This window comes from Pseudomonas sp. EGD-AK9, from assembly GCF_000465935.2.
GTDB lineage: Bacteria > Pseudomonadota > Gammaproteobacteria > Pseudomonadales > Pseudomonadaceae > Aquipseudomonas.
In genome coordinates, this window is sequence record NZ_AVOF01000893.1 from 1 (window position 1) to 596 (window position 596).

1 protein-coding gene is annotated in these 596 nt (G+C 71.0%); it reads right to left on the reverse strand.

Translation table 11 applies throughout. The annotated features are described in order from the left end of the window. Positions 1 to 310 precede the first annotated feature (310 nt). Positions 311 to 596: substrate-binding domain-containing protein (locus N878_RS25155; protein ID WP_031304152.1), on the reverse strand; the 286-nt coding region annotated here is incomplete at its 5' end.

Consider the following 596-nt stretch of genomic DNA (forward strand, 5'->3'; position numbering starts at 1 on the left):
ACCGGCGCCGACCGCCGCGCCGGTGCTGCCGCCGACCTGTTGGCCGACCATGGCACCTACGACGCCGCCCAGTGCGCCGCCAATACCGGCTTCGGTATTGCCGGCCAGGGCGAAACTGCCGCTGGTCAGGCCGAGGGAGAGGAGGAGCAACTGCAGTGACTTCATGAACACCTCGATGACAGAGCCGCCTTGCGGCGAGAGTTGCTCCATTGACCTGCGGCGCCCATGCCGGGTTCCCGACCTCCCGTCGGCCACTGGTCTGGTTGTGGAACTGGTTCACGGTTTCGCCAAGCGGGCGCAGGGGTGGCGCTCACAGCAGGCTCTCGCGGCCCCACTGCTCCAGCGCCTGGGTCAGCGGCAGCACCTCGCCGGGGCGGCTGAGGGCGTAGCCGGGCAGTTGGCCGATGCGCGCCTGGAACTCCGGGTTCTGCAGCACCCGCAGCAGGGCGGCCATGGCCGGCAGCTCGAGGCTGTCCTCGCGGCACAGCAGGCAATAGTGCTCGCGGGCCATGGGGATGAAATCCAGGCCGAAGCGGCGCGCCGCCGCCTCGACGCCGAAGCCGGCGTCGGCCATGCCGCTGGCGACGTAGGCGGCC